General features: G+C 52.1%; 22 protein-coding genes and 1 tRNA gene. 5 read left to right on the top strand and 18 right to left on the bottom strand.

Translation table 11 applies throughout. The annotated features are described in order from the left end of the window. Positions 1-79 precede the first annotated feature (79 nt). Entirely contained in the window at positions 80-460 is a 381-nt protein-coding gene (gene rplL / locus TA5113_RS00110) for a 50S ribosomal protein L7/L12 (RefSeq protein ID WP_058314170.1), read from the bottom strand. A 75-nt stretch (positions 461-535) separates the two neighbouring features. After that, complete coding sequence (gene rplJ, locus TA5113_RS00105; RefSeq protein WP_058314188.1) at positions 536-1,054, bottom strand: 50S ribosomal protein L10; 519 nt, start codon at positions 1,052-1,054, stop codon at positions 536-538. Between the two features lie 499 nt (positions 1,055-1,553). Here rplJ and TA5113_RS16870 point away from each other — a divergent pair, with 499 nt between their 5' ends. Continuing rightward, on the top strand, positions 1,554-1,697 hold the full coding sequence (locus TA5113_RS16870) for a hypothetical protein (protein WP_165589365.1): 144 nt from the start codon (positions 1,554-1,556) through the stop codon (positions 1,695-1,697). Positions 1,698-1,724: 27 nt separating this feature from the next. On the opposite strand, the gene TA5113_RS00100 is transcribed toward TA5113_RS16870, so the two are convergent. Next, positions 1,725-2,147: a helix-turn-helix domain-containing protein gene (locus TA5113_RS00100; RefSeq protein ID WP_245627123.1), complete on the bottom strand. Its 423-nt coding sequence runs from the start codon at positions 2,145-2,147 to the stop codon at positions 1,725-1,727. Between the two features lie 71 nt (positions 2,148-2,218). On the opposite strand from TA5113_RS00100, the gene TA5113_RS00095 reads away from it, so the two are divergent. Further along, complete coding sequence (locus TA5113_RS00095) at positions 2,219-3,403, top strand: MFS transporter (protein ID WP_058314171.1); 1,185 nt, start codon at positions 2,219-2,221, stop codon at positions 3,401-3,403. A gap of 53 nt (positions 3,404-3,456) precedes the next feature. Here TA5113_RS00095 and rplA read toward each other — a convergent pair whose 3' ends face one another. Beyond that, positions 3,457-4,155, bottom strand: coding sequence for a 50S ribosomal protein L1 (gene rplA, locus TA5113_RS00090; RefSeq protein ID WP_058314172.1), 699 nt, complete (start codon positions 4,153-4,155; stop codon positions 3,457-3,459). A 3-nt stretch (positions 4,156-4,158) separates the two neighbouring features. Then, complete coding sequence (rplK, locus tag TA5113_RS00085) at positions 4,159-4,611, bottom strand: 50S ribosomal protein L11 (RefSeq protein WP_058314173.1); 453 nt, start codon at positions 4,609-4,611, stop codon at positions 4,159-4,161. 348 nt (positions 4,612-4,959) lie between these two features. Between rplK and TA5113_RS00080 the strand changes: the two genes are divergently transcribed. Beyond that, positions 4,960-6,036: a fatty acid desaturase family protein gene (locus TA5113_RS00080; RefSeq protein ID WP_058314174.1), complete on the top strand. Its 1,077-nt coding sequence runs from the start codon at positions 4,960-4,962 to the stop codon at positions 6,034-6,036. Between the two features lie 62 nt (positions 6,037-6,098). Here TA5113_RS00080 and TA5113_RS00075 read toward each other — a convergent pair whose 3' ends face one another. From TA5113_RS00075 to TA5113_RS00045, 7 genes are all read right to left on the bottom strand, one after another. Next, a complete protein-coding gene (locus TA5113_RS00075) occupies positions 6,099-7,247 on the bottom strand; it encodes an alpha-hydroxy acid oxidase (protein WP_058314175.1) in 1,149 nt (382 codons plus the stop codon). 122 nt (positions 7,248-7,369) lie between these two features. Beyond that, positions 7,370-8,275: a hypothetical protein gene (locus TA5113_RS00070; protein ID WP_131726402.1), complete on the bottom strand. Its 906-nt coding sequence runs from the start codon at positions 8,273-8,275 to the stop codon at positions 7,370-7,372. A gap of 105 nt (positions 8,276-8,380) precedes the next feature. Next, a complete protein-coding gene (nusG, locus tag TA5113_RS00065) occupies positions 8,381-8,914 on the bottom strand; it encodes a transcription termination/antitermination protein NusG (RefSeq protein ID WP_058314177.1) in 534 nt (177 codons plus the stop codon). Between the two features lie 204 nt (positions 8,915-9,118). Next, positions 9,119-9,313, bottom strand: coding sequence for a preprotein translocase subunit SecE (gene secE, locus TA5113_RS00060; RefSeq protein WP_058314178.1), 195 nt, complete (start codon positions 9,311-9,313; stop codon positions 9,119-9,121). 55 nt (positions 9,314-9,368) lie between these two features. Then, positions 9,369-10,448, bottom strand: a complete 1,080-nt coding sequence (locus TA5113_RS00055; RefSeq protein ID WP_131726403.1) for a hypothetical protein — start codon at positions 10,446-10,448, stop codon at positions 9,369-9,371. Positions 10,449-10,621: 173 nt separating this feature from the next. Beyond that, positions 10,622-11,278, bottom strand: a complete 657-nt coding sequence (locus TA5113_RS00050; protein WP_058314180.1) for a CatB-related O-acetyltransferase — start codon at positions 11,276-11,278, stop codon at positions 10,622-10,624. Positions 11,279-11,354: 76 nt separating this feature from the next. Continuing rightward, a tRNA-Trp gene (locus TA5113_RS00045) sits at positions 11,355-11,430 on the bottom strand. 454 nt (positions 11,431-11,884) lie between these two features. Here TA5113_RS00045 and TA5113_RS00040 point away from each other — a divergent pair. Both TA5113_RS00040 and TA5113_RS00035 read left to right on the top strand, forming a co-directional pair. After that, positions 11,885-12,121 (top strand): hypothetical protein, encoded by a 237-nt coding sequence (locus tag TA5113_RS00040; protein ID WP_058316552.1) that lies wholly within the window; start codon positions 11,885-11,887, stop codon positions 12,119-12,121. 42 nt (positions 12,122-12,163) lie between these two features. Further along, positions 12,164-12,400: a hypothetical protein gene (locus TA5113_RS00035; RefSeq protein ID WP_058314182.1), complete on the top strand. Its 237-nt coding sequence runs from the start codon at positions 12,164-12,166 to the stop codon at positions 12,398-12,400. 94 nt (positions 12,401-12,494) lie between these two features. On the opposite strand, the gene TA5113_RS00030 is transcribed toward TA5113_RS00035, so the two are convergent. The 6 genes from TA5113_RS00030 to TA5113_RS00005 form a co-directional block, all read right to left on the bottom strand. Then, a complete protein-coding gene (locus TA5113_RS00030; RefSeq protein WP_058314190.1) occupies positions 12,495-14,459 on the bottom strand; it encodes a bifunctional 2',3'-cyclic-nucleotide 2'-phosphodiesterase/3'-nucleotidase in 1,965 nt (654 codons plus the stop codon). Between the two features lie 235 nt (positions 14,460-14,694). Further along, entirely contained in the window at positions 14,695-16,062 is a 1,368-nt protein-coding gene (locus TA5113_RS00025) for an ArsB/NhaD family transporter (protein ID WP_058314183.1), read from the bottom strand. A gap of 27 nt (positions 16,063-16,089) precedes the next feature. Further along, a complete protein-coding gene (locus TA5113_RS00020) occupies positions 16,090-16,554 on the bottom strand; it encodes a CBS domain-containing protein (protein WP_058314184.1) in 465 nt (154 codons plus the stop codon). Positions 16,555-16,935: 381 nt separating this feature from the next. Further along, on the bottom strand, positions 16,936-18,171 hold the full coding sequence (locus TA5113_RS00015) for a CoA transferase (RefSeq protein WP_058314185.1): 1,236 nt from the start codon (positions 18,169-18,171) through the stop codon (positions 16,936-16,938). After that, entirely contained in the window at positions 18,171-19,013 is an 843-nt protein-coding gene (locus TA5113_RS00010; RefSeq protein WP_058314191.1) for an HTD2 family dehydratase, read from the bottom strand. Before TA5113_RS00010 ends, TA5113_RS00015 begins: the two co-directional genes overlap by 1 nt. 660 nt (positions 19,014-19,673) lie before the next feature. After that, positions 19,674-20,507, bottom strand: coding sequence for a hypothetical protein (locus tag TA5113_RS00005; protein WP_058314186.1), 834 nt, complete (start codon positions 20,505-20,507; stop codon positions 19,674-19,676). Positions 20,508-20,821 lie beyond the last annotated feature (314 nt).

Below are 20,821 nucleotides of genomic sequence, written 5' to 3'. Positions count from 1 at the left end.
GTCTTTCTAAGACAGGTTCGGCAGGGAACGGAAAACCGCACCCTGCCTCACATCAAATCCGGGGATTACCCGGATATGATTACTTAAGCTCGACTTCCGCGCCAGCTGCTTCCAGCTTCGCTTTGATGTCTTCTGCTTCTGCTTTGTCGACGCCTTCTTTGACAGCTTTGCCGCCAGCTTCAACAAGCTCTTTTGCTTCTTTGAGGCCCAGGCCAGTGATGCCGCGGACTTCTTTGATGACGTTGATTTTCTTGTCGCCTGCGGCTTTCAGAATTACGTCAAATTCAGTTTTCTCCTCAGCAGCTGCGCCACCGGCGTCTGCTGCGCCACCAGCAACCATTACGGCGCCGCCAGCAGCTGGCTCGATGCCATACTCGTCTTTGAGGATTGTTTTCAGTTCTTGTGCTTCCAGCAGGGTCAGACCAACGATGCTTTCAGCTAGTGCTTTCAGATCAGCCATTTTAGCTTCTTTCCGTTCTCAAGTTTGTGTTCCAACGTTCAGGCAATTGCCATCACGCGGTTCTCAATTCGTTGCTTACGCAGCTTCCGCCTTGTCTTCGACAGTGGACAGAATGGATGCGATGTTGCTTGCAGGTGCGCCAATTGCGCCAGCGATGTTGGAAGCAGGTGCGCCAAGCATGCCCGCGATAGTAGCAATAAGCTCCTCGCGAGAAGGCATCTTGGACACTGCTGTAACGCCAGCACGATCCAGAGCGTTCTCACCCATGGCACCACCGAGGATCTCGAAGGTGTCATTCTCTTTGGAGTAATCCTCTGCAACTTTAGCAGCTGCAACAGGGTCCTCAGAGTAGGTCAGAACAGTCATACCTGAGAGGTATTCACCCATGCTTTCGCAAGGCTTTCCTTCCAGGGCGATTTTGGCGAGCCGGTTTTTGGCAACACGAACAGCAGCACCGTTTTCGCGTGCTTTCGCGCGCAGGTTCTGCATGTCAGCAACTGTAAGACCCGCGTAGTGTGCAACCACTACAACGCCAGAGCTTTCAAAGATTTGGCCGAGTTCCTCGACGACTTTCTCTTTTTGTGCTCTATCCACAGTTTCACTCCAAATTTGGAAGACTTCCGTCTTCCGGCTCATATTTGCCGGACAACAGCCCGGCGTTCAGGTCCGCAACACGGGGCTGAGCCAATATCACCCGAGGAAATCCTCAGCTAATCTGGTCTTTCCCGTCTCAGGCAAGAAATTAAGTGGGAAGCCCACACTCACCGTCTTGGACGAAACACAAAACAGCGCACGACGAATCGTACGCTGGTTGTGAGCGTTTCATTTAGGATGGATTAAGGGATCGTGCAAGGGCAAAGGCCGATATTCATCGGTCCTTTTTTGAGCTGTCTCGCTCACTTCAGCGGAGAGCAAGCTAACATAATTCGAGCGGCCTGCATAGAGGCGCGTTATGCAGATCAGGATGAACCGCTGAAACTCTGCACAATAAGCTTGAGAAATCATAACAAGGGCCGCGTCGATCTGGCCGCTTTCACTCCCCGTTCAAGATCGATATCGCTCACTTGCGCGGATGTTTTTAAAGGAAACCGCAATGACAGATTTTTTCCCACTCGTTTTCTTGCCATTCAAAATCATAGTGCTCGGCATCGGCGCGTATTTTGCGATCAAATGGCATTTTGACCGCGAGAAAGAAGAAAAGAGAAAAGCTAAGGCGATAACGACACCCAAGGCTTAGGACGTCGGCAAACCCCACCTTTGCGCCTTATGCACCCGAAATTTTTTGATGGCGCACCGCAAGCCGCATCAGTTTTTGAAAATTTGGACAATCGAGCTGTGACTTTTCCGGGCAGTCCGCCACGTGTCGCAGCATATCTCGCAGGTTGGTCAGGCGTTTGATCTGATGATCCAACGCATCTGCACGGGCATGCAGGTCCTCCCGCGGAATATCAGGGGCAATCTTACCCCCAAACAACTCCGCCACGTCTGGCAGCGAAAACCCCGCAAGCTTGCCCAATGAAACCAGCGCAAGTTTAAAGGGAGCCTCGGGGCCGAATTGGCGCCGCATGCCGTTTCGCCCAATCGACTCCACCAAACCGACCTCTTCGTAATAACGGAGCGCAGAAACCGGCAGGCCGCTCATCTTAGAGAGCTCGCCAATGTCATAGGTTGTCATGTCGTTATTCATGCTTGACCTCAAGTTGACTTGAGCTTGTAGCCTGCACTTCCCATTCTTCGATTTCAACCGGAAACAGACACATGACGAACGACGGTTTTTCAACAAAAGCATTCAATCCAGCCCCCGGCCTGCTGTTGGCAGCTACGCTTCTCGTAATGGCGGCGCCAACGGTGAGCCCCGCCCTCCCGGGGCTTGCTGAAAAATTTAAAGATACGCCCTATGTTGACTTAATCACCCGATATCTCGTTGCCGCGCCATCCCTAATGGCTCTACTTTTTGCGCCATTTGCAGGCGCCTTGTCTGATCGCATCGGACATGGTCGCGTATTGAGAATTGGTGTATTGATATTTGGCATTTCAGGCATTGCCGGACTATTCCTGCAACGATTAGACATGATATTGCTCAGCCGTTTTTTTGTCGGCGTTGGTCTCGCAATGGCAATGACAAGCCAAAACGCTCTGATCGGACAATATTACCAAGGAAACGCACGGCAACAGTTCCTCGGGTGGCAGGTGTCTGCTCGAAACTTCAGCGGCCTGTTCTTTGTTTTGTTTGCCGGGTACCTGGCAGTGGCATCGCCACACTACCCCTTTGCGGTGTATGGACTGACGTTTCTGTTCATTCCATTTATCTGGCGCGCCTCCAAAGGGTCCAGTCTCGTTCCACCAATAAAACAGCGGCGTCCACGCCTAAGCTCACCTTGGCTGTTCCCGGTGTATTGGCTGTGCATCTTGCAGATCATCACGCTTGCGCTCTTCTTCATCATGCCTTCACAAATCCCCTTCGCCTTGCGTGACCGTGGATTCACCGACCCAACCCTAACGGGTCACACCATCGGCACTTTAATGATCGCCGGGGCTGTAGCCGGCGCACTCTATGGAAAAACGGTAACGCGTTTTGGAGTGATCCTTACAATCGCCATTGGGTTTGCCTGCTTTGCCGCCGGGTTCGCAACCCTTCTTGCTCAGGGATTGGCCCCAGTCTTCATCGGCCCAGCTTTGATTAGTGCAGGCTATGCGCTCTTAATGGCGTCAAACGCCGGTATTGCGTTGTCACTTGCCCCCCAAGAACACCGTGGTTTTGTCATGGGGTTGTCTTCAAGCGCGATCTTTTTTGGACAGAGCCTGTCCCCACTGATCAGCACACCGATAATCAAAATTGCTGGTTTCCCATTTCTGTTTTCCGCTGCCGGAGTAGTGTCATTGGCTGGCGCGGCAATCGCCGTCTTCTGGCCGAAACGACAGCCCGCAAGCGCAGCGAACTGAGAACAAAAAAGGGCGCTCAAACGAGCGCCCTTTCCTAAATTCTATCGCAAAGCTTATTGCGCTGCTGCGTTGTCCACGTCGATGGAAACGCCTGGGCCCATTGTGGAGCTCAGTGCGATCTTCTTGACGTATGCGCCTTTTGCGCCAGCAGGCTTGGCTTTCAGAACCGCGTCCATGAAGGCACGTACGTTCTCAACCAGCTTGTCTTCACCGAAGGACGCTTTGCCAACGCCCGCGTGTACGACACCCGCTTTTTCAGCTTTGAACTGAACTTCGCCGCCTTTTGCCGCTTCAACAGCCGCTTTTACGTCCATTGTTACGGTGCCAACTTTTGGGTTTGGCATCAGGTTGCGCGGGCCCAGAACTTTACCCAGACGACCAACGATTGGCATCATGTCTGGTGTCGCGATGCAGCGATCAAAGTCCAGGTTACCGCCCTGAATGGATTCCATCAGGTCTTCTGCACCAACGATGTCTGCGCCAGCTGCTTGAGCTTCTTCAGCTTTCGGGCCGCGTGCGAATACCGCTACGCGAACAGATTTACCTGTGCCGTTTGGCAGACCAACAACGCCGCGAACCATTTGGTCTGCGTGACGTGGGTCAACACCAAGACAAACTGCGATTTCTACAGTCTCGTCGAATTTCGCGCCTGCATTGCCTTTGACCAGAGCAACCGCCTCTTCAACGGACAGGTTCTCTTTGCCAGCAAATGCTTCACGTGCTGCGCGGGTACGTTTACCGAGTTTAGCCATGACTTAACCTTTCACCTCGATACCCATGGAGCGTGCGGAGCCCATGATGATTTGCATTGCTGCTTCTACGTCGTTCGCAGTCAGGTCTTTCATTTTCGCTTCCGCGATTTCACGAACCTGCTTAACGGTCACGGATGCAACAACCTCACGACCTGGTGCTTCCGCACCACGAGGACGGTTACGCTTACCAACTGGCTTCAGGCCAGCGGCTTTTTTCAGGTAGTAAGACGCAGGAGGCGTCTTGATGTCCATGGTGAAGGACTTGTCCTGATAATAAGTGATCACGGTTGGGCACGGCGCACCGTTTTCCAGTTCCTGTGTTTTCGCGTTAAACGCTTTACAGAATTCCATGATGTTGATGCCGCGCTGACCCAATGCTGGGCCGACTGGCGGAGATGGGTTCGCTGCGCCCGCAGGGATCTGCAGCTTCATAGTACCAGCAAGCTTCTTAGCCATTTGCTGTTCCTTTCAACGAAGACGGAACGCGTTCCGTCCGGTTTATGTTGCGTGGTCCGACCCAAGATCGCGATCCCGGAATCTCCCACGAGAGAATCTCGCCCGAAGACGATGAGGCCGGTCTTTAAGGGTGAAATTCGGAATCTGCAAGTCTCACAATCAAACCGATTACAAAAAAGGCTTTGGCGCATCGTAGAGTTGAAGCGTAAAACAAGTCAGGCCTGAAAACGGACCAGGCCTCTTCAACCTGGGGGCAGATTGAGCACATCCAAGTCCGTAACAAAAAAACATACGCCAAAACGGCGGTTTAGCTGATGTGCTCGGTCTTCCGAATGTAAGGACGAGACCGTGAACTATTTTAGTTCTGATGAACTTGCGTTTGCTGATGCGGCGCAAAAAACCAATGTTACTGCAGAAAAAGCAGAAAAGTCACAACTTGAACGCCGCTATAAACGCGGATATGACACCCGGCACTTACCGCGGGAAATACGACTAGCTTTACGAGACGCGGAGGCCAGCGATCTTTGGGGCCGGATCCGAGAGGCCGTCCTGACCGTTGCCAGTATTCCGGGCATCGCAATTGCATCGACTGCGCTTATCTTGACGATTTTCAACTCGACTATTCAAAGCAGCATGCAAATCGGTTTGGCTGTTTTCGCTTATCTCGTGGCCTGTACCTTTATTGCCCGCCAACTACGCGGTCTAGAAATCATGGTCCATGACGCTTCCCATCTCACCTGGATCCGCAAGAACCGAAAGCTCAATAACCGCCTTGCGGATATCTTTGTTGGAGCGCCAGTGCTTAGCTCAGTGAGCGCCTACTGGAAATCTCACGCGATCCACCACGGGCACTACGGCTCGCACGAGGATCCGTGCCGCCAACGATTTGCAGAAATGGGGTTAGGAGAGATTGACCTTTCCACCAATTGGAAGATCACCAAAGCAGTCGTCCGTTGGTTGCCAAGCTACAATGCCGCCTATTACCGCGAGATCGGAAGCCATTCTATGATCCAGTGGTTCACCTTCATCACCTGGCACGCCGGTGTAATTGTGACACCAGCAGCGGCCACACTTGTGCTCCTGCTCGGCTTTTCTTTGCAAACCGGTATTGCTTTGGCGATCTTTGGCTGGGTTCTCTTCTGGGTGCTGCCTGCGATGGTTTTTCTACCTGTCATTCGGTCCATCGCTGAATCTGAAGAGCATGATTATGACGCTGGTGGCACAGAGTTTGAAACCACATTCACAAATGATGGCTGGCTACACCAGTTGCTCATCCATCCAAAAAATGATGCCTATCACGTGATCCACCATCTCTTTCCCAACATCCCAGAGAGCCAACATCGTCGGATCCACAAAATGCTGATGGAGCATGACGAAAAGTACCGAAATGCGCTTCGCCGCGGAAAAATCCTGGAAGGTGCATAATGGAAAACGTGAAACGCGCCCCGATCCGGTGAAAGGGGCGCGTTTCGATCAACGTTGTTTGATCAACGCCAACGTAGATTGTCGCGGTTTAGCTGATCCAATGAGGTGATCCCCATCAGTTTCATGTCCCGCTCAATTTCTGTTCTGAAATTGCCCAGAACGCGATCTACCCCAGCTTGCCCAGCAGCAGCCAGTGCATAGAGATACATGCGCCCGCCAGAACAGGCTTTCGCTCCAACGGACAGTGCTTTCATGACATGTGTGCCCCGCTGGATACCGCCCTCACAGATCACGTCGATCTTGTCGCCCACGGCGTCGCAGATCTCTGCCAACTGATCAAACGGCGCGCGGCTGCCATCGAGCTGACGACCACCGTGGTTTGAAACCATGATGCCAGTACATCCGATATCCACAGCACGCTTGGCGTCTTCGACACTCATGATGCCTTTTAGCGCGAACTGACCATTCCACTGGGCACACAGCTTCTCTGCGTCTTTCCAGTTCATGGACTGATCCAACATGGTCGAGAAATACTCACCCACCGAAACGGCGAGATTGGTACCCGCGCTCACGTGTCCGGACAGGTGCGGCATGTCGAACTTTTCTTTGGTGAAGAAATTCCAGGCCCAAGCTGGGTGGGTCGCGAAACTCAGTGCCGACGACGGTGTAAGTTTTGGCGGCGACGTGAAACCCGTACGTAGGTCACGCTCCCTGTTGCCCCCGGTGATGGTGTCCACAGTCAGCGCCATCACTTGGAAATTCGCTGCACGAGCGCGTTCAAGCAACGCATCGTTCAACCCACGGTCTTTATGGAAGTAGAACTGGAACATCTTAGGTCCCGGCGCGAGCTTTTCGATCTCTTCAACCGTTACGGTCGCCAAAGAAGAGACCCCGAACATGGTGCCATGGTTCGTTGCTGCCTTTGCAACGGCACGCTCCCCTTCGTGATGGAACAGGCGCTGCAGCGCAGTCGGCGCGCAGTAGATTGGCATATCCAGCTTCTGCCCCATAACTTCAACGCTCATGTCAACATCGGACACGTCATTCAGGACGCTTGGGACCAGATCGACATCATCAAAAGAACTTGTGTTGCGGCGATATGTGATTTCATCGTCGGCCGCACCGTCGATGTAGTGAAAGATTGGCGACGGCAGGCGTTTTTTTGCAAGCCGGCGGAAATCTTGAAAATTATGACAGTCTGACAGACGCATCTCAAAACACTCCTCATTGGTAATTTCTTATTACCAATTATGGCAATTGCACAAAAGAGCGAACCATTGCAACAAAAAAGGGCCGCGAAATCAATTCGCGACCCCAATCGGTGGTAAAGTTTTCAGTCCACAGCAGGGACAGCCCCTAAAATCCTGAGCATTTCTGGCAATGGCGGCGACTTAATACGATCTGCCTGCCCTACCCCTGCAGCACCAAATTGAATGCGTATACCTGCAGATAGAACACTATCCTCGACGCGGTCCGTGAATGAGCTGCTGCTTGTCTCTTTAACGCTGATGACTGACATGCCGGCATAGGCGGAAGTTGAACTACGAGCTGTGTGACGCAAAACCCGCTCAAATTCCGCACCAACAGAAAGCACTTTCACAGGGTCAGGTGCGCTGCCAGAGTCCAAGTCTTGTTCCCCATCTGCGAAGCTCAGGAAAAAGTTCAAGCTCGTTGCGTCGTCGACTGCGTAAGATGCATGCGCGTCAAACAGAACGGCGTTGGCAAGCGTTTCAGGATCATCCGCATCAGAGTCCAGCACGCCAAGCGTGCCCGAAACGCTCCAGTCCTCACCGTACCAGCCCAGCTGCAAGCCGTAGCTCTTAAAGTCCGCATCCTGGACATCATCCCAGGGGTTGAATGCGACACGACCGGCCGCGACGAAGGCACCAAGGTAGTAGCCATCAAAGTGCTGGCCTGCCTGCAAATTAAACTGGCGGCCCGCGGCATATGTGTCGTTCGTCGGGATGAATCCGTCGATCGTTGTTTTTGCAAAACTGTGGTCGAAGGCAAAACCGCCCTGAAGGGTAAAGCCACCTTCAAACTGGAACGCAGCCATGCCACCAACACGTCCCAACGTAAACTCGTCCAGCTCACGGCCAGTACCACTGGAATTCAGCGCATTACCGCTGCGCCAATCCTGCGCGACGCCAAGATCCAGTTCAAAAACGCTCGTATCCGCGATCAGCGCGCCAGGTGCAAAACCAAGCGCAACCAAACAAAATGTCTTCATGTATTTCATTTTCATCCCCAAGCCGCGTGAGCGCGGCGTAATTCTTATAGCCAGTCGCCTTCGAAAAGAAAAAGCCGCCCGGAAAGGCGGCTCGTTCGATCAATACGGAGCGACTTACGCTTCTTTGGAAACCTGTGTGTATTCCAACTCGACCGGCGTTTCGCGGCCAAAGATAGACACGGTCACTTTCAGACGCTGGTTCTCTTCGTCCACCTCTTCGACCATACCATCGAAACCTTCGAAAGGACCGTCGTTGACTTTGACTTTCTCGCCGACTTCGAAGCTGATCATAAGCTTCGGTGCTTCTTCACCCTCAGCAACACGGCCAAGGATCGCCTGAACTTCAGCGTCACGCATAGGCATCGGGCGGCCTTGCGGACCAAGGAAGCCAGTCACACGGTTGATTGAGCTGATAAGGTGGTACCCTTGGTCGCTCATCTCCATGCGCACTAGAACGTAACCCGGCATGAAGCGGCGCTCGGTAGTCACCTTTTTGCCGCGACGTACTTCGATGACCTCTTCGGTCGGCACAAGTACTTCTTCGATCTGATCTTGAAGACCGCTTTCTTCAGCGGACTGGCGGATCTGCTCGGCGATCTTCTTCTCAAAGTTTGAGAGGACGCTAACAGAGTACCAACGCTTTGCCATATGACCGTTCTTTCTCGTCCGTTCGGCATGCTGCCGACATTCTTAAACCAATGAGGCGTTGCAGCCCCTTTTTTCAGACTCCCAAACAAAATTGCGGCGCGCAATGCGAATCGCCGCGCGCCTGTCTAAGAGTAATGAGTGAACTACCGGGGACGCCCGGCAAATTCAAGAGCTTTGTCTGCGACGAAACCGTCGATAAAACGCTTAGAATGCGTTCAGAACAGCCTCAAGCGCGCTGCGAATACCAATATCAACCAGTGCAAAGAACACTGCTGTGAGTGCAGCCATAACAAAGACCATAACCGTGGTCAGAATGACCTCACGACGGGTCGGCCAGACCACCTTGGAGATCTCTGCGCGCGTTTGTTGAATAAACTGAGCTGGGTTCGTACGGGCCATGTTCTGTCTTCTTTAATAGGATCAGGGGACGACATACGCCCCCTGCGCCTTGAATTCAAGAGTGGCTTTTCGGCACCTCGTCCCGCGCAATTCGAGCCATGCGCGTGGCATAGGCGGATTCGGCCGCCAACTTTTCGGCGTCGCTTTGGATTTGAGGCATATGCAGACCCCCTGTCCATTTCGACGGAAGCTTATCGACTTTGCTCTGCCATTTTTCCATCAGAGACATCACCCGATCCTGCAGAGCGCGGGCCTTAACGGGCTGCTTACGTCGGTAGCGTTTCCAAAACATTTCCCCGTAATGGCGCACGCGATCCGGACCCATAAGAAGAACGGTCAGCGCTCCAAAGAAAACAGCCAGAACAAGAACGGTTGGAATGAACCAAGGCTCCAACAAGATAGCAATGATGATGACCGCAATGGCCAGTCGCCGCGGCGTCAGCCCTCGGAGCACCTCGCGTTTGGTAGGCAGGCGATCACGGATCTTCATCTTTAATATCAACATGTGCATCCGTAGCTTATTGCGTAGATGACGCTTTAAGCGCAGCGCGATGCCCGGTGGCGGGACCTCTCCGACTTCTGATTGGTCGCTATGATGACGTGTACCAACCACGCGATCCTCCTCAGAAATCCCAATGTCTTCGGCCAAAGTCTGGCGGATCAAATCGATGTCAGTGTCCGGTTTAAGAAGCTCAGGCTGGCTTTCTGAATCTATATTGAACGCATCGACTGCGGGCGTCGGTTCTGCGTTGTTATCTAAGAAAGTCGCCGCCTCGAAGCGAGCGGCACTCTTCTCGTCGCGCACCTCAAGCATAACGTCCGCTTTCTCTCCTGTCGCCAAAGCGGAGCTTTCGGAACTGTCGACGTCAGGCTGTCGGTTCTCTTCGATCAACTCTTTGATCACATCGGTCGAGTCGACCACGTTGACCGGAAGCGCCTCTGCGCAGTGGGCCAACGGCGTGTTTTGAGGCGGCGCCGCATTCATCGCATCACAAATGGCCGACTTGACCTCTTCTTGAGGTTTTTCAGGAGAACCATCCGTTACAATCGCTTTGATTGCGTCCAAAGTTTCCTGACTCAGCTCTTGTTCTAGCATCGGAGTGGGTCGTGGGGTCTCTGCCAATTGATCTACCATAGCTCATCCAATCCGCCCCCGGATTCGCGCATTGCGCTTATTTACGGCGAATTTCGGATGTAGGTTTGCCGATTTTGCGCCCGAAATAAGGCAAAAGCATGTCTCTGTTTCCCAAACGGAGACAATGACAATGGTGGAGTCAAATCATCCCGCCAACGCAGCCCAATCACATCTTATTTCGGGGAGACTTGTTCCAAGCGATCCATATCCGTTCCGCAAATTTCTGCTTCGTGGGCCGTTATGTGATCTATTGGCCAATCCCACCAAGCGAGCGACTGCATGCGCTGTGCATCAGTGTCGCTCAGTCTTCGCTTGATAAATTGCGCTGGGTTACCCCCAACAACCGTGTATGGCGCCACATCTTTAGTCACCACAGCACCTGCACCGATAATAGCTCCATCGCCGATGGTCACACCCGGCATCACCATAGCCCCGGTCCCAAACCAGACGTCATTTCCAACTACGGTATCTGGGCCGGACTCAGGTCGACTAGCGCGACCTTCCCAACCGCCCCCAAACACAAGAAATGGAAAGGTTGAAAGCCCATCCATTCGATGGTTGGCGGATGCAGTGATGAACTGAACCCCATGGGCGATCTGGCAGAACTTACCAATGATGAGCCGCTCTGGCGCAAAGTCCCAGAGATAGGGTGCGAGGCGTTGCGCAATATCGGCGGGTTGTTCGAGCGGTTGATGGGCGGACATATATGTATAGTCCCCCACCTCTATCCTCGGATGATCAAGGACAGCTTTCAGAAAGACGGTGCCGCGATGGGATGTGCCATCTTGCAGTTTGATTGGATGCGATTGGTTTGGGGAAGGGAAAGGCATGATAAAGCTCCTGTCAGAATTTCGGTAAATTCAATCAGATCGCGATAATCATCGTCCTTACTCCATCTTGAGAGAATGGCAGGGGCACCAGGGCTCGAACCCGGGACCTACGGTTTTGGAGACCGTCGCTCTACCAACTGAGCTATACCCCTACGGTGACGTTTGGATTAAGAGAGAGTCGGTTGAGGTGCAAGGCAAAAATGGCTACCGCCTGTAATTTCCCTCACAGAATGCTCACGGATCATCACCGGAACCAAAACAGGATTTTTCGTTTCTGTGAATTGGTTGAAACAAACGGCCCCATTTTTTCCAGCACGTTTTTGTTATTTTAGAAAGTTTGGCCGTATTTCTCACGTGACGCTCGCGAAACACTCGCGGATCGACACGCCAGTGATCGCCGTAACACGTTGATTTTTAAATACTCCACATGTCGCCTGCGCCAGTGCACAAGCGCTGGTCACGCCGTATCTGTTTCAAGGAAGAAAAGCGTGATTTGCAGTGTGCGTTTTCGTGAATTCCATCCGGCGGGAGGCGTTCCTAGTTTGATTGGTGTCAGCAAGACAGCTGGCGAAACAAACAAAACCCGATCCCGAAAGGACACACACAATGAAACGTATTCTCGCAACTTCCGCAGCAGCTCTGGTTGTTCTGACTGGCGCAGCGTCCGCAATGACAGCAGCTTCTGCATACGAAGACACTCTGAAACGCTACGCACCTGACGTAGATCTGTCTCAAGTTTCTAACGCTGCAATCCACCACGCAGTGAACGCAATCAATGACGACGGCGACGCGACATTCGTCCAGACGCAACACATCGTACAATCCATTCTGGAAAACGGCTAAGCCACGCCGCCTCTAAAACTCTGCTAAAAAAGGAAACAAACTATGAAACGTATTCTTGCCACTTCCGCAGCAGCCCTAGTTGTTCTGACTGGCGCAGCGTCTGCAATGACCCCAGCCTCTGCATACGAGAACACTTTGAAGCGCTATGCCCCTGATGTTGACTTGTCGCAAGTTTCGAATGCAGCAATCCATCATGCATTGAACGCGATCAACGACGATGGTGATGACAGCTTCGTACAAACTCAGCTGACGGTTCAGTCAATCCTAGAAAAGGGCTAATTCATGGCCCTCCCAGACTCCGCGCTTTCTACTCTCCCAAGAAAGCGCGGGTCAGATTGAAAAAGGCGGCCGGTGAGGCCGCCTTTCATAATTTTTAAAGGTCGATACGGAAACGAGCGAAGCCATCAGGACCTTCGCCAGCCGGTGCGATTTGAACGCCCTCGACATCAGCGGCATAATCTTTTGCCTTAGGTCCAGTATCGAACAAAACCGACGTACCTGGCAGCGGCGCGAATTTCCAATTTGCATCCGCAGACGGGGAAATCGTACCCTGCTCGACAATATAGCGCACAATCACGTCGCGGTTGGTGTCAGGACCTTCAAAGATGATTGTATCGCCTTTCGCGCCCGGGAAGGATCCACCGCCAGAAGCGCGGTAGTTGTTGGTGGCGATGACGAATTTCTGGTCAAGGTCCAACGGTTTACCATCATACATCAGGTTCACGATACGATTGGCATTCGCATCGACTAGATTGCCCTTCGGGTCAAATTTCGAAGGCTGAGAAAGATCAATCTCGTAGGTAACCCCATCGATGACATCGAAGTTGTAGGACGGGAACGCCGGGTTCAGCAGGACTTGCTCTGCTTTCCCTGCTTCCACTTGGTTAAAGATACCTGCTGAACGCTCGAGCCAGTCTTTCACCTGCTGACCATTCACCAGAACCGCACGGGCGGTGTTCGGATAGAGATAAAGGTCAGAAACGTTTTTGATCGCCACATCGCCTTTGGCCACGTCGGTGTAATACTCTGGGCCACCACGGCCGCCCGCTTTGAACGGTGCCGCAGCAGACAGGATAGGCAGGCCTTCGTATTCAGTGCCTTTCATCATCTCTTTGATGTACCAGCTTTGTGCGATGGACACGATCTGAACGGATGGATCATCCGCAACCAGCGCAAAATAGCTATGCAAAGGCGCATCAGTCTTGCCGACCGCACGACGTACATATGCCAGTGTCTCGTCGTGGTCTTTCTGAACCGCATCGAGCACATATTGCTCGCTATCCACCAATGCAGTGATAGACCGGTCTTCATTCCGTTTCGAAATTGGGCGTGCTTCAGATGTGTGGCCCACAACCTTCCACTCGTTGCCCGAGCGCTCGATCATCAGGTCGATGAGACCAAGGTGAGAGCCCCAGAAGCCACCCATGGCAGCTGGTACGCCTTCGATCGTGCCTTTCTCAACATCGACACCAGCAACATCCGCATAGTCTTTGGATGGGAAGACCCGGTGGTGGTGACCCGTGACAATCGCATCAATGCCAGGGATACGCGCCAAAGGTACAGAGGCGTTCTCCATGCCATCGACAGCATCTGTTCCACCAATACCAGAGTGAGACAGCGCAATAATCAGATCCGCACCCTCTTCTTTCATCTGTGGGACATATGCCTGCGCAGTTGCGATGATGTCGCGCGCTTGCACCTTGCCTTCCAGATGGCGACGGTCCCAGTTCATGATCTGAGGCGGCACAAAACCAATCATACCAACCTTGATCTTATGCTTCATACCCGCACCGTCGGTGATCTCTTTTTCGACGATCACATATGGTTTGATCAGCGTTTTGTCTTTGGTGGGGCTGGATCCCGTTTCCAAGGCAACGTTCGCAGAAACGACGGGGAAGTCCGCACCCGCCAAGGATTTCATCAAGAAATCCAGACCATAATTGAATTCATGGTTGCCCAAGGTCGAGGCATCAAATCCGACAACGTTCATTGCTTTGATGACCGGATGCACGTCCCCCTCTTTCAACCCTTTCTCATAAGCGATGTAATCGCCCATTGGATTGCCCTGAAGGAAGTCACCATTGTCCACAAGCAGAGAGTTTGTGGCTTCTGCCCGGATCTCTTTCACAATCGCAGCGGTACGCGCGAGGCCGACCGTGTCGCGCTCTTTGTCGGCGTAATAGTCATATGGGAACACATGCACATGGAGGTCCGTCGTTTCCATAATCCGGAGGTGCGCCTGCGTGGCAGACGCATGGGCGGAGAAAGGATGCAACGCGATAAAACCTGCGCTGGCTGATGCGCCAAGAAATCCGCGGCGGGATAGATTTGATGTCATTTTTGATGTCATCGGGAACTCCATAAAGTCTCAAATATTCAGTTCTGGAAAGAAGCAGTCTCGGTGCAATCTTTCGTGAATGACAAATGATATTTTGATGAAATTGATCAAACGGTCAAATGACGTGGCGGTAACCTGCCGGAGCGACTAATAATTCATCGGCCTAGAAATAAGGGCACCAAAAACAGAAAAGAGCGCCCAAGGCGCTCTTTTCATTGTTTCGATTTAAGACAGCTTAGAAGTAACGCCAGTCGATATAGAAATGCGCCATCGCAAGCGTCAGCAGCATGATTGGGAACGCGTACATCATGAACTTCAGAAAGCCGATCGGCTGTTTTGCTTTTTCTGCAAAAGCTGCCACGGTCAAGTTCGCGCTTGCACCCAAAAGAGTACCGTTGCCACCCAAACATGCACCCAGAGCGAGTGACCACCAAAGTGGTTCGATTGCATCAGGGCCACCAAAAGAGTCTGCTGTAGATTCAATCAGCGGGATCATGGTCGCCACAAACGGGATGTTGTCCAGAAGTGCAGACAAAATGCCCGAAGCCCAGAAGATCAGAAGAGCGGTCATGCGCATGTCACCCTCGGTGAATTCAAGAACCTTATTACCAAAGAACTCAAGCAGACCCACATGCTCCACACCCGCAACAATCACAAAAAGACCGCCGAAGAAGAAGATGGTGATCCATTCCACTTCACCAAAGATGTGGTGAACGGACTCAGATTGCTCTTCGCCGTGCTGGTGACCGTAAGCAAGCAACATCAAAAGACCAGCTCCCGCCAGGGCAGACGTTCCTGGCTGAATGCCATGACCGTGACCTACGATGAAGCCAAGCAGAACCAGCGCCAAAACCGAAAGTGATTTCACGAGTAGCACTTTGTCAGTAATTGCTTCTTTTTCATTGAACTGCATGATCCGGTCACGCGCGGACTGCGGGATCGCAGAAAGCGGTTTCCGGTACATCAGGAAGATGATCAAAGTCAGGACAACGAGACAGATCGCGGAGATCGGAGCAAGGTTGTATACGAACTGCATGAACGACAGGTCTGCCGCGGACCCAATAATAATGTTCGGCGGGTCACCAATCAGCGTGGCGGTACCACCTACGTTCGAGGCCAAAATCTCTGCCAAGAAAAATGGGAACACCTTCGTTTCAAGAGCGTCGGTGATCAGCAATGTGATCGGAGCGATCAAAAGCACCGTCGTCACGTTGTCCAAAAGGGCCGAGAATACCGCTGTAATCAACGTCAGCATGATCAAAATGCCCGTCGGATTTGCTTTCACCCATTTTGAGGACACAATCGCAACATATTGGAAAAGGCCACTTTTTGATGTGATCCCTACGATCACCATCATACCAATCAAAAGCGCAAGCGTGTTTGCATCAACGCCCGCGACGGCTTGCTCTTGGTTGAGAATACCAAACAGCACCATCAATGACGCGCCAAGCATCGCCAGAATAGCACGGTTTACTTTTTCAGTGATCAGAACCGCATAGGTCATGATCAAAATACCAGTTGCGATCCACAGTGGATCAACGCCTAGCATGTCAGCCAAAGAGAACCCCTCTCCGTGACCGGAGGCGTGTATATTTTGAGACATTTTATAAGTCCGATATAAGCGTAAGCGTTACGCGAGTGCTTTTTCGAGCAAAGAGTTGCTGCTGAGAGTACCGACAAAACGGCCCGTGTCTGGATCGACCAGCACAACGTGGCGCTTGTATTTGTAGTAAAGGAAAATGCCTTCCATGATCGGCGTCGTCGGCGCGACCACTGGAATGTTAACCGGGCTCGACATATTGTCCCGCACATTTTCATCACGAAGCGCATCGAGCTGTTCAGCGAAATCTTCTTTAGTCAGGCTCATAAAGCCCAGGCTTCCGATTGGGACCCGCGTGCTTTCCAGATTCATTCCAATTGTCGCCGCCTTCGGCAAAAGCAGCTTCAGCAATGTCGGAGCAGTAAATACCCCGTGGTAGATACCGTTGTCGTCAACAACAGGAAGAAATCGGGCGCGGTGTTGTTTAAACAGTTGGAACGCGTCGCGGACACTGGTGTCTGGCTTTACGGTGATCTGACGATCAGGCGAAACCATGACATCCTGGCATGTCAAAACCATGAAATTTACCTCATGTTTGCTTGTTTGCAGGAATCTTACGGATGATTGGTGAATGGCCTTTGTGGTAAGACCGTTCTGGCTCTCATACCCAAGATTACTGAGACAGTCTTCTAGTCTCATTCCCGTCAGATACTAGTGGGGCCTGCGACTTTTTTGCAGTTGCAGAAAGAATATCTCGAAAATCCCCGATTTATTTTGAATTATGCAAAGTCTTTGGACCGAAATTGATCGGAATCTCCGTCTTTATGAAGCACTTTTTCGCAATTTGGCTTTCACCGAACGACCAGTCGACGAATTACCCCGCAAAGCCACGACTCATTCACGATCAGCCCCGCTCGTCACTAAGACAAAAACTGCCTAAGCAGCCTGCCCTAGCGCCGCATCACCAGTCGCAACAATCCCTTTGTCAAAGAGCCGTGCAATCTCGGAAAAATCCATACCCGCGACTTCCGAAAGGATCTCTTCCGTGTGTTCCCCCAAAGACGGGGCCCGCACGGGTGCATCTCTGAGTGCCTCGGAAAACTCGGCGGGACACGCAGGCACTGGAAAACGGCCCAAGCCGGGCTGATCCAAAATCTCGAACATTGGGTTCTGAGCTGAGAGATCAGCGTCTTGAGCGACCGCTTCTTTCACAGTCCGAAACACCGACCAAGTTAATCCCTGGCGGTCAAAGTCATCAGCAAAATCTGCCAGAGACCGGGCTGCAAACCATGGGCGCAAGAGGGCGGAAATCTGATCCCTCAGGGCCCATCGGTTGGCTTCATCTCCAAGAGACTTGCCTGACTGACGCTCCAGAACTGACATCGCGTCTTCAGACCCGGTCGCCTTTACCAGTCCTCGCCATTGACGATCAGTTAAGCCAATCACCATAACTCGCGTACCATCTGCACACAGAAAGTCCTGCCCATAAGCGCCATAAAGCGCATTGCCGCTTTTCTGCCTTGGGGCATCATTCACGACAGCATCGCCAATCATACCCAAATGGCCCAACGTCGCAGCGGCCACATCCTTAAGCGATAGATCGACATTCTGACCTGTCCCATAGCGCAACCTGTGACGCTCAGCGGCAAGTAAGCTCGCCACGACGAGATTGCCAGAAATCAGGTCCCAAGCGGGTAAGGCATTTGCAACTGGGTCAGCGTACCCTTCTGGCCCAGTGATGTCCGGAATACCGAGCGCGGGATTAACGGTGTAGTCCACCTGCGGGCGCCCATGCCGGTCCCCAGTTAGGGTCACCATAATCATATCTTCTCGGTGCTGAGACAGGGTTTCGTAATCCATCCAGCCCCGGACACGGAGATTGGTCAGAAACAGCCCGGCATCTTCACCCGGAGCCGTCACAATCCGCGTGATAAGCTCGCGACCTTCAGGGGATTTCATATCAACGGCAATGGACTTCTTGCCCTTGTTGAGACCGGCCCAGAAAAGACTGCGCCCGGATGGCGCCAGCGGCAGCCGTCCCGCATCGAGCCCCCCTCCAATTCTGTCAAACCGGATCACCTCTGCGCCCATTTGCGCCAAGGTCATTCCCGCCAGCGGGACCGCGACAAAAGCCGATCCTTCGACAACACGCATTCCATTCAAGATACCCATTACGTCGCCTCCCACATGGCTGTGGCTTGCATGCCCTGATGGCCGTCTTGGCCGGTGCAAAGATTGAGCGCGCCATCTTCTTCGATGGCAGCGATTTCAAGATCAGTGCCGCCAAACATCGGATGCACGCCGCGGTAATGAAAATCGCTGGGAACCACGCCTTTATGCGCAGTCGCGGCCTGCATCAGCAAAGTCGCTTGCAGCGGTCCATGCACAACCAACCCGGGGTAATGCTCTACTTCTTGCGCATATGGCAGATCGTAATGGATGCGATGCGCGTTGTAGGTCACCGCTGAATAGCGAAACAAAAGCGGTGGCGTCATGGCGTGCGCGTACTTGAACACGGGGCGAGACGGCATTGCACGTTTCTTTGGCGCAACGAAAGACGTTGGTAGGTCAAGATAGACGATGTCTTGCCGCTCCTCGATGGCCAGCCCAGCTTGCCCAGAGATGACGTGATCTACCGTCACCAAGACCATATCGCCGCCTGCGGATTCTTTCACTTGGATGTCTCGCACAGTGGATCGTCGCTCTAACGTTTCCCCAACAAGCAAAGGCGCATGAAACCGCAGCGCGCCTCCCGCCCACATGCGGCGCTTCTTGGCCAGAGGCGGAAGCAAACCGCCCATCGGCGGATGCCCGTCGTCGCCCAATTGATCGGTGCCAGTCAGAGGAGGAAACCCCGCCCAATGCCAAAGTGGCGGCAACAGTTCGTTCTCCACTGGAACATCGGTTCCATCCGCTCCAATTGCGGCATGCATGCGGGAAGCATCCAATACGGACACCATGCCAGTCGATGTCTCACTCTGTCCCTTCAATGACAGGATATTCACCTGTTCCATCATACACCTCCCTCGGATTTCATCCATTGAGGTGGGGGATTCAGAGGGTGAAAATCAAATGTTTTTAATGACTTAAATGAATACCGCCGCATACTTATTCGGGGCACAACGGCATACGAAACGGCGATGGGTTTGAGATCAAAGAGCTTTTCTGCACCGCCCGCGATTTCATTCATTTTGCTGCACATGCAGCCTGCGACAGGATTACACACTTCGTACCAAAATGCCGGTTTTGGTGGCTGTCGCAAATGCAGACCTATCTTTCGATTGCCGTGTATTGGATTATTTCGTGGCGACGCCAGTTTCTTTGAGAGTCGCCTTAAATCAGCCCGAGTTGTAACGGTTTGCGTATCAAAAAGCCGGGCAGCGCCCGACCTCGGGTGGGCATCGAGCCGCTCTCGTGAGGCAATTTATCTCTCGGCTTTTGATCGGACAGTGCGTATGGCGAGAGGTTGCGAAAGCGCCCTCGTTTTGGTGAAAGCAAACCTTCGGTTTGAGGGGAGGTCGGGCGCTATCGCCAATTCGCTCTCATTGCGAACATTGCAAAATCAAAGATTTTGCAGCGCCCGAACCGCCCCCACGGGGCGGGCGCTTTGCGCCCTTCCCTCGGTTCGTGCGCAAAGGCAAACAATTTACCGACGAGTCTAGTTGTTTAGAAATTTAAATTGAGGAATGATTTTGATTTTCAAGAACTCTCGAAACGCGATCACAATTGCCGAAATTTCCCAGAAGACCGCGGTAGATTGCGCTAAAAATTTGTTTCATTGCTGCAATGCACTCCTCAAAATATTCATCTTCAAGAGTTGCTTTCTCGCCTATCGACCCCCGTGCTAAATCATTTACCTTTCCAACATAGACTTCATTTATTGTGCCATCTCCATGAACATAAAGATCTCGCGTCGCCTTACTCTCAACAAACTTAAATACCGCCCCCTCTGGCAGCCCGAAACCTAGGACTTTTTCTACATATTGAATGTATTGAGCTGGCCTAGCATACATTGCATCCTTCACTCGCTGCTCCGCCTGTGAATAAACAATATCATCAATGGAAGCTGACTTAATCACCTGCTCAAGAGTAACCGACTTACTAGAATTTGAACCGCTTTGATTTCCCTTTACAGAAATTAGTATTTTTTGGGGATGCGCGCACAGAACTGTTTCAAGAGCTTGCGTTAAGTAACTTTCGGTCAAAGAGATTGCAAAAACTAAAGAGTGCAAAGCCTCGCGCTCTTCAATTCTGCTCCTTATCAGTTTTTTGATGTACGAAGGCTTTCGCCTAATAACAGTGACTTTACTCGACTTCGTTGAGGGAACTTCGTGCTCGTAGGGCTCGGCGCGTCCGATCTGGTCAATTGTATCGCTTAAACTTCTCAGCGCAGTCTTTGCTATCTGAACCTCAACAAAAATATCGTTGATCTGTTTTAATTTAGCCTGATTTAGTCTTCGAAAAGCATCGTATTTTTTAAGATCTTTTAACCGTGATGACTTTGACAACTTTAACTTCCTTTTTTCAAGAGTCCCTTAGGCCTTCCAATGCAAACACAGTGGTTAAAGTCAGAACACACATTTGAACTTGTTTCGAAATAACAAAATCAAGATACTCCCAACTGATCAAATCACCACGGCAAACACTGATTAAATCGAAAAAGGCCGCCCATTGGGCGGCCTTCTCTATTCATAGTCACCTTGTGGCTTTCGGGAGCTTTTGCTTTGAGCAAAAGCCCCTACCGCCTGATAGTGTTTGAGCCCTTACAGGCTCAAGCCACAATCTTACTCAGTGATTTTAGACACAACACCGGAACCAACGG

This window comes from Cognatishimia activa (assembly GCF_001458335.1).
GTDB classification, from domain to species: domain Bacteria; phylum Pseudomonadota; class Alphaproteobacteria; order Rhodobacterales; family Rhodobacteraceae; genus Cognatishimia; species Cognatishimia activa.
The sequence above is the reverse complement of the archived record's forward strand: the minus strand, read 5'-3'. Positions and strand labels throughout refer to the sequence as shown.

Coding starts and splice junctions, on each gene's coding strand:
- rplL (WP_058314170.1), bottom strand. CDS start 460: ATGGCTGATCTGAAAGCACTAGCTGAAAGCATCGTTGGTCTGACCCTG.
- TA5113_RS16870 (WP_165589365.1), top strand. CDS start 1,554: ATGACAGATTTTTTCCCACTCGTTTTCTTGCCATTCAAAATCATAGTG.
- TA5113_RS00100 (WP_245627123.1), bottom strand. CDS start 2,147: ATGAATAACGACATGACAACCTATGACATTGGCGAGCTCTCTAAGATG.
- TA5113_RS00095 (WP_058314171.1), top strand. CDS start 2,219: ATGACGAACGACGGTTTTTCAACAAAAGCATTCAATCCAGCCCCCGGC.
- rplA (WP_058314172.1), bottom strand. CDS start 4,155: ATGGCTAAACTCGGTAAACGTACCCGCGCAGCACGTGAAGCATTTGCT.
- rplK (WP_058314173.1), bottom strand. CDS start 4,611: ATGGCTAAGAAGCTTGCTGGTACTATGAAGCTGCAGATCCCTGCGGGC.
- TA5113_RS00075 (WP_058314175.1), bottom strand. CDS start 7,247: ATGCGTCTGTCAGACTGTCATAATTTTCAAGATTTCCGCCGGCTTGCA.
- TA5113_RS00070 (WP_131726402.1), bottom strand. CDS start 8,275: ATGAAATACATGAAGACATTTTGTTTGGTTGCGCTTGGTTTTGCACCT.
- nusG (WP_058314177.1), bottom strand. CDS start 8,914: ATGGCAAAGCGTTGGTACTCTGTTAGCGTCCTCTCAAACTTTGAGAAG.
- secE (WP_058314178.1), bottom strand. CDS start 9,313: ATGGCCCGTACGAACCCAGCTCAGTTTATTCAACAAACGCGCGCAGAG.
- TA5113_RS00055 (WP_131726403.1), bottom strand. CDS start 10,448: ATGGTAGATCAATTGGCAGAGACCCCACGACCCACTCCGATGCTAGAA.
- TA5113_RS00050 (WP_058314180.1), bottom strand. CDS start 11,278: ATGCCTTTCCCTTCCCCAAACCAATCGCATCCAATCAAACTGCAAGAT.
- TA5113_RS00040 (WP_058316552.1), top strand. CDS start 11,885: ATGAAACGTATTCTCGCAACTTCCGCAGCAGCTCTGGTTGTTCTGACT.
- TA5113_RS00035 (WP_058314182.1), top strand. CDS start 12,164: ATGAAACGTATTCTTGCCACTTCCGCAGCAGCCCTAGTTGTTCTGACT.
- TA5113_RS00030 (WP_058314190.1), bottom strand. CDS start 14,459: ATGACATCAAATCTATCCCGCCGCGGATTTCTTGGCGCATCAGCCAGC.
- TA5113_RS00025 (WP_058314183.1), bottom strand. CDS start 16,062: ATGTCTCAAAATATACACGCCTCCGGTCACGGAGAGGGGTTCTCTTTG.
- TA5113_RS00020 (WP_058314184.1), bottom strand. CDS start 16,554: ATGGTTTCGCCTGATCGTCAGATCACCGTAAAGCCAGACACCAGTGTC.
- TA5113_RS00015 (WP_058314185.1), bottom strand. CDS start 18,171: ATGGGTATCTTGAATGGAATGCGTGTTGTCGAAGGATCGGCTTTTGTC.
- TA5113_RS00010 (WP_058314191.1), bottom strand. CDS start 19,013: ATGGAACAGGTGAATATCCTGTCATTGAAGGGACAGAGTGAGACATCG.